A 4,666-nucleotide genomic window follows, 5' to 3' on the forward strand; every position below is an offset into this window, starting at 1 on the left:
CCGGTGGGCAGATCTGTTGGCCATGAATGGGCAGTTTTCCTGGCCACCAGCGGGCATTCTTCGTGGCCGCCAGTGGGCCGTTCTTCATGGCCCTTGACACGCGAGGACGTCGTGATGGGAGAAGATGATTTTGTGGACCACAAAACACCCATCGACCTAGCCACCTGGCCGCGTCGAGAACCTTTCGACCATTATCAGACCCGTGTTCCGTGCACTTACAGCGTGACAGTCCAGCTCGATGTGACCCGTTTTGTAGCCGCGCTGCGGGATACCGGCAGAAAAATCTATCCGGCACAAATCTGGGCGATCGCCTCCGTCGTGAACAAGCACGAAGAATTTCGGATGACTGTCGACAAGGAGGGTCACCCGTCAATTTGGAATGTCGTACATCCGGCGTTCACTGTGTTGAATCCCGACCGCGAGACCTTCGCGAGCGTCTGGGCCGAATATAACCAGGATTTTTCACAGTTCTACGACCAGGCGGTGGCGTTGCTGTCGACACATCGAACGGCGACCACAATGTTTCCTCAAGGCGACGTGCCAGAGAACATTTTCGACATCTCAAGTCTGCCCTGGCTGTCGTTCAGTGGATTCGAGCTGAACATCGCCCATGGACACGACCACTCCCTCCCTATTTTCACTCTCGGTAAGTACGTCGAGCAGGCGAGGCAAGTGACGCTTCCGTTCACCCTGCAGATCCATCACGCTTCCGCGGACGGGTTCCATGCCGCCCGCTTCATCAAGGAGCTTCAAGAGGTTTTCGACGCCAGCGCAAACTGGCTCGCATAAGTTCAGACACCATTTCCCGCAACGGGTTCCGCTTACGGGCGGTGGAGAGAAAGCAATTCTGCGGCGGGTAGACGTCCAGAAGCGATCGCGCGCACTCCCGTCATTAGAGTTCCCGGATAACCGATCGAAATGGCGTGGTGCGGTAGCCATCCAGTTTCTACCTCAAGTAAGTGAGCTGCCTGCTCCACGTTGTCCGCTGGATAAATTGTCGCTAAGCAACTTCCGAGCCCCAAGGCAGTCGCGGCGAGAATGACCGTCTGGCTGACCTTTCCGAGATCGAATTGGGTGTCCTGGAAGCCGTTGTCGGCGGAGAGAAGGACGAGGGCGCACGGCGCGGACGCGATGTGTTGCGCGTAGGCCCCGAGTGCACTGAGCCTTTCAAGGTGTGCTCTGTCATGGACTGCGATGAAACGCCACGGCTGCCGGTTGCGAGCCGAACCAGTCCACCGCGCAGTGTCAACAATCTGCTCCAGCAGCTCGGTGGACACCGCGCGATCGGTAAACGACCGAACGGCCGGGCGTGCGGTGAGGGTTCGAATCAATTCCAGTGCTTCCATCTACTCAGCTTCCCATTCCTGCAGGATGAACGCTGCGCACCACTAGGGCGATGATAATCGTCAATAGGTCCTGCGCTCAGAGTGCCCGCCCAGGGTTCGGCTTGTGGCGCTCCGGTTTGATCGGTTGATCTGGATCTGTGCGGGATCATGGGTCTATGCCCAAGTACGAACTGTCTGGTCTGGATGCTGCCGTGCACGGTCGCATCGTGACGGTTGCGTTGCTTGCGCTGGGCGCGTGTCAGCCGGTTTTCAGTAGCTCGCTGCCGTTCGTCGTGTTGGCTGCGGTCGTTGCGCTGTTACTGGGTCTGTGGCTGCGCCATGCGGATGCGCCTGAGGCAAAAGACGCTGTAGTTCTGGTGTTCTTTCTGTATGTCGTCGGCCTCATCCCCGTGGTGGGACTCTGGCCGATCGGTCCCGCAATTGCGATCGCAATTACTGCTGTCATATCGGCGCGTGCGGGGCGACTGAGGCGGTGGCGAGACTGGTTGCGCGTCGGCCGACTTGATGGAATCACGTGGGTCACGGTAGCCGCCGTGGCAGGAGTCAGCGTCGTTGGTCTCTTACTGTGGCAATCCGTGTTCGACGGTCAGCTTCCCGAAACGTATCAACAGCTCATCGAATCAGTTTCAGTTCCCGTTGCCGTAACGGGTGCGCTCGGGTTCGCGATAGTGAACGGCGCGATCGAAGACAGTATCTTTTTCGGCATTCTGCTGACTCCGATGCTGCGGTACTTCCCTCCGCGGTGGGCAGTGGGCCTTACCGCGCTTGCATTCGGGCTTGCACATTTCCACGGCGTGCCGAGCGGGGTAATGGGAGTAATCCTGGCCGGGTCGTGGGCAGTTATGCTCGGCTACCTCCGGACCCGAACTGGTGGAATGTTCGCGACCTACCTCGCCCACATCGTTGCCGATGCAACAATCATTGCCGTACTGATTCCACCGTTACTGATGGGCTAGTTTCATCAGGTGGAAGAAAGATGTGCGCGCAACACGCGTGACACTACCCGCGAGAAAACGAACGACGTCGAGCGTTACGGTTCACAAGTTCGCAATATCGATTAGCTCGCCAGTCGCATACGGGGTTCCGCTTACGGGCGTCTCAGTTTGGACGTCGACACGGTTGGCTTCACGCGATTCGGTCCCCGCTGAGCGTCCGGCTTGCGGGACGCCAAATTTAACCGCGTCAATCGGGTCGGCGGTGGGGTCAAAGCAGCGGATTCACCGGCGGGACTGGTAGGAGCGGCATCGTATGCACAGTCGATGGCCCGATCATCGTTGCTGCCCAACGCGGGACAATGAGTGCATGCGCCTTTACCTCTCGTCGTACGAGCTTGGCAATCATCCGTCGACGTTCACGGCGCTGGTCCGCGGGAGTGGACACGGCTGGCTCATCATGAACGCTCTCGACGGGGCTGATCTTGAGGTGCGGCACCGAGAGACTGCCCGTCAGATATCTAACCTCGCGCGCCTTGGGCTCGCAGCGAGTGAGCTTGATCTTCGCGTGCACGACGCGGAGAGCCTCTCTGCGACGTTTGCCCACCCGGACTTTCTGTGGGTGCGGGGTGGCAGCGTCTTCACTCTTCGCGCAGCTTTGGCGCGGTCGGGGGCCGACGCGCTCATCGTCGAACAGCTCGGACTGGACGCATTCGTCTACGCCGGTTTCAGTGCCGGGGCGTGCGTTCTCGCTCCGAGCCTGGCGGGCCTCGAAGCGTGCGACTCGACAGAGGACGCCATGTCCCTGTACGGAACAGTGGCGTTCGATGGCCTCGGCATCCTGGATCGGCCCTTCGTGCCCCACCTTAGATCTCCGAAACACCCGGAAAGCGCGGCCCTAACCCGGGTAGCCAAGGGTTACGCACTGGAAGACAAGCCGTATTGGGCGCTTCGTGACGGTGATGCGCTAGTGGTCGACGGCAACCGCGTTGCGCTCCTTTGAGGGGCCGGACGCTTCGACCTGTTTTCGGGGGTATGCCAGCACGCGTTATCGCGCGGGGCAGTTCTAGGTCCCGCAGGGGGTTCCGCTTGCGGGCACCCTCGGACCAAGGCGCCGCGTGGCTCGCCCGTTGCAATCCTCATACGGGAGGTGTCTCGCAACCTCAGTGTGTCGAAACACATGGCTTGCGAGACGCAACCTACGACTCTGCGATGTGTTTTGCGCTTGTGTGTCCAGTGGGGAGTCACTTCCGACGAGTGGCGAAGCCGCGCGGCCGCAGCCCCGTCTCCTGAGGACTCGGTTCGGCTCGGCAGGTATCGATTCCTTCGATGCCCACTCCACACGAATTGGCTGGGCCGCCGAGCTTTTTGCTCGTCCGCCCAGCCAATTCATCGTCGGGATTCTAAACCGTTACAGGGCGCCCATTCCGCCATCGACGCGGTATTGAGCGCCGGTGATAAATGCACTTTCATCGGATCCGAGAAACACGACGAGGTTGGCGATGTCGGCTGCTTCACCGTAACGGCCGAGCGGGATTGCTTTAGCGAACGCAGCCTGCGCACCTTCAGCGTCGTCTGGGTTGAAACCAGCTTCCAACGAACGCATCATGCGTGTGTTGACCGGGGACGGGTGGACAGAATTCACTCGGACATTGGACGGTGCTGCTTCCAAAGCAGCGACCTTCATCAGGCCGACGAGCGCGTGCTTTGATGTGACGTAGGGCGACAGGTTCGGGGTCCCACTTAAACCGGAGACGGAGGATGTGTTTATGATGCTCCCGCTGCCGCGCTTCGTCATGATTGGGAGGACGTGCTTGAGGCCGAGGAACGCCCCGCGGACGTTGACGGCGAGAACGGAATCCAGATTTTCAATGGGGGTGTCGACGATCGCGGCGACTTTACCTTCGATTCCAGCGTTGTTGAAGAATACGTCGATGGTGCCAAACGCAGAGACCGTTTCAGCAACGTACCGGGCAACATCAGCTTCATCGGTCACGTTCGCCTGAATGGCGATCACTTCGCCGAGCGGTGACAAGTCCGCCTTCTTCGCGTCGAGCGCGTCTTGGGATATGTCCACCAATGCGACCTTCGCACCGAGGCGGAGAAAAGCTTCCGCCGTTGCGACACCGATCGCGCCAGCTCCACCCGTGATGAGGATGCTACGTCCTGAGAAATTCGTCAATGTATCTCCCTTACTGCTTCTGGTCTGTAGGGCGCTCGCATGCCAGCACGACCAGGCCAGTCCACATGCAAGTGTTGTTCCATTGATTTTAACAGCTTGTCAACGCCTGGCGGATAGTCGTAACTGGTACGGGTAGTCCACGATGTTGGTACCGCTATTCCGGGGAGTTGGAACTGGCCGGGGAGGTGAAACTGGCCGGGATGGCG

At 59.6% G+C, this 4,666-nt stretch carries 5 protein-coding genes; 3 read left to right on the forward strand and 2 right to left on the reverse strand.

Annotation, left to right across the window (positions count from 1 at the left end):
• Positions 1–789, forward strand: a 789-nt coding sequence (gene catA, locus D6T64_RS00240) for a type A chloramphenicol O-acetyltransferase (protein WP_233550745.1), incomplete at its 5' end; no start/stop codon positions are given.
• 32 nt (positions 790–821) lie between these two features.
• On the opposite strand, the gene D6T64_RS00245 is transcribed toward catA, so the two are convergent.
• Positions 822–1,346: a nitroreductase family protein gene (locus D6T64_RS00245; RefSeq protein ID WP_119970300.1), complete on the reverse strand. Its 525-nt coding sequence runs from the start codon at positions 1,344–1,346 to the stop codon at positions 822–824.
• 155 nt (positions 1,347–1,501) lie between these two features.
• Here D6T64_RS00245 and D6T64_RS00250 point away from each other — a divergent pair, with 155 nt between their 5' ends.
• Together D6T64_RS00250 and D6T64_RS00255 are read left to right on the forward strand one after the other, a co-directional pair.
• Positions 1,502–2,302, forward strand: coding sequence for a CPBP family intramembrane glutamic endopeptidase (locus D6T64_RS00250; protein WP_119970303.1), 801 nt, complete (start codon positions 1,502–1,504; stop codon positions 2,300–2,302).
• Between the two features lie 346 nt (positions 2,303–2,648).
• The gene (locus D6T64_RS00255) at positions 2,649–3,281 is read left to right on the forward strand and encodes a Type 1 glutamine amidotransferase-like domain-containing protein (RefSeq protein WP_158594742.1); all 633 of its coding nucleotides are present in this window, start codon (positions 2,649–2,651) and stop codon (positions 3,279–3,281) included.
• 408 nt (positions 3,282–3,689) lie between these two features.
• Here D6T64_RS00255 and D6T64_RS00260 read toward each other — a convergent pair whose 3' ends face one another.
• Positions 3,690–4,460 carry an SDR family NAD(P)-dependent oxidoreductase gene (locus D6T64_RS00260; protein WP_119970307.1) on the reverse strand — a complete coding sequence of 257 codons (771 nt, stop codon included), beginning with the start codon at positions 4,458–4,460 and terminating at the stop codon, positions 3,690–3,692.
• Between the last annotated feature and the right edge of the window lie 206 nt (positions 4,461–4,666).

The sequence above is a fragment of the Cryobacterium melibiosiphilum genome, from assembly GCF_003602235.1.
GTDB classification, from domain to species: Bacteria; Actinomycetota; Actinomycetes; order Actinomycetales; family Microbacteriaceae; genus Cryobacterium; species Cryobacterium melibiosiphilum.